Source organism: Streptomyces glaucus, assembly GCF_039533365.1.
GTDB classification, from domain to species: domain Bacteria; phylum Actinomycetota; class Actinomycetes; order Streptomycetales; family Streptomycetaceae; genus Streptomyces; species Streptomyces glaucus.
Map to the genome: position 1 here is coordinate 1 of NZ_BAAATK010000128.1, position 1,535 is coordinate 1,535.

Genomic DNA, 1,535 nt, shown 5'->3' on the forward strand with positions numbered 1-1,535 from the left:
ACTGGGGCGGGTTGCCGTGCTTGCGGGAGGGCAGGTCGGCGTGCTTGGTCTGCAGCATCGCCAGGGACTTGATCAGTACCTCGCGGGTCTCCGCCGGGTCGATGACGTCGTCGACCAGGCCGCGCTCGGCCGCATAGTACGGATGCATCAGCTCGGCCTTGTACTCCTTGACCATCTTCTGCCGCATCGCCTCGGGGTCCTCGGCCTCGGCGATCTGGCGGCGGAAAATGACGTTGGCCGCGCCCTCGGCGCCCATCACCGCGATCTCGTTGGTCGGCCACGCGTAGGTCAGGTCGGCGCCGATGGACTGGCTGTCCATGACGATGTACGCGCCGCCGTACGCCTTGCGCAGGATCAGCGAGATCCTCGGCACGGTCGCGTTGCAGTACGCGTACAGCAGCTTCGCGCCGTGCCGGATGATCCCGCCGTGTTCCTGGTCGACGCCCGGGAGGAAGCCCGGGACGTCGAGGAACGTGACGATCGGGATGTTGAAGGCGTCGCACATCTGGACGAAGCGCGCGGCCTTCTCCGACGCCTCGATGTCCAGCACGCCCGCCAGCACCTGCGGCTGGTTGGCGATGATGCCGACCACCTGGCCGTCGAGGCGGGCCAGCGCGCAGATGATGTTGCGCGCCCAGCGCTCGTGGACCTCCAGGTACTCGCCGTCGTCGACGATCTCCTCGATGACCTTGGTCATGTCGTACGGCCGGTTGCCGTCCGCCGGCACCAGGTCCAGCAGGACGTCCGAGCGGCGGCCGGCCGGGTCGGCGCACTCCGCCCGCGGCGGGTTCTCCCGGTTGTTCTGCGGCAGCAGGGAGAGCAGGTAGCGCACCTCCGCCAGGCACGTCTCCTCGTCGTCGTAGGCGAAGTGGCACACGCCGGAGGTCTCGGCGTGCACGTCGGCGCCGCCCAGGCCGTTCTGGGTGATCTCCTCGCCGGTGACCGCCTTGACGACGTCCGGGCCGGTGATGAACATCTGCGAGGTCTCGCGGACCATGAACACGAAGTCGGTCAGGGCGGGGCTGTAGGCCGCGCCGCCCGCGCACGGGCCGAGCATCACCGAGATCTGCGGGATGACGCCGGAGGCCTTGGTGTTGCGCTGGAAGATGCCGCCGTAGCCCGCGAGGGCGGAGACGCCCTCCTGGATGCGGGCGCCGGCGCCGTCGTTCAGCGACACCAGCGGGGCCCCGGCCGCGATGGCCATGTCCATGATCTTGTGGATCTTGGCGGCGTGGGCCTCGCCCAGCGCGCCGCCGAAGATCCGGAAGTCGTGGGCGTAGACGAAGACCGTCCGGCCCTCCACCGTGCCCCAGCCGGTGACCACACCGTCGGTGTACGGCTTCCTGGTCTCCAGGCCGAAGCCCGTGGCCCGGTGCCGGCGCAGCTGCTCGACCTCCCGGAAGGAACCGGGGTCCAGCAGCAGCTCGATGCGTTCCCGTGCGGTCAGCTTGCCCTTGGCGTGCTGCGCCTCGGTCGCCCTCTCGCTGGGACCCGCGAGTGCCTGGGCACGAATCTCGTGCAGTTCGGCCACCCGC

The 1,535-nt window shown here is 69.8% G+C and carries 1 protein-coding gene; it reads right to left on the reverse strand.

Annotated elements, in window-relative coordinates:
• A partial coding sequence (locus tag ABD363_RS32350; RefSeq protein ID WP_344610028.1) for an acyl-CoA carboxylase subunit beta occupies positions 1-1,531 on the reverse strand: 1,531 nt, incomplete at its 3' end.
• Between the last annotated feature and the right edge of the window lie 4 nt (positions 1,532-1,535).